1 protein-coding gene is annotated in these 294 nt (G+C 69.0%); it reads left to right on the plus strand.

All coding sequences use genetic code 11. The features are described 5' to 3' along the window. The coding region (locus N4G66_RS45490) for a transposase (RefSeq protein ID WP_261710181.1) at positions 1-294 on the plus strand (294 nt) is incomplete at both ends.

Genomic DNA, 294 nt, shown 5'->3' on the forward strand with positions numbered 1-294 from the left:
CTCGGTGGCCGGCCAGACCCTCATCGAACGGGTGGCCGCAGAGCATCCGACCGTCCGCAAGACCTGGGTCGACGGCGGCTACCGCCAGCACCTCGTCGAGCATGCCGCCACCCTCGGCATCGACATGCACATCGTCCGCCGCGACCCATCCACCAGGGGATTTGCCGTGCTGCCCCGCCGCTGGACCGTCGAACGCACCCTGGGCTGGCTGATGAACCACCGCCGCCTCGCCCGCGACTACGAAGCCCGCCCGCACCGCTCCGAAGCCATGATCCACCTCGCAATGATCAACCT

The organism is Streptomyces rhizosphaerihabitans (assembly GCF_025399795.1).
GTDB classification, from domain to species: Bacteria; Actinomycetota; Actinomycetes; order Streptomycetales; family Streptomycetaceae; genus Streptomyces; species Streptomyces rhizosphaerihabitans.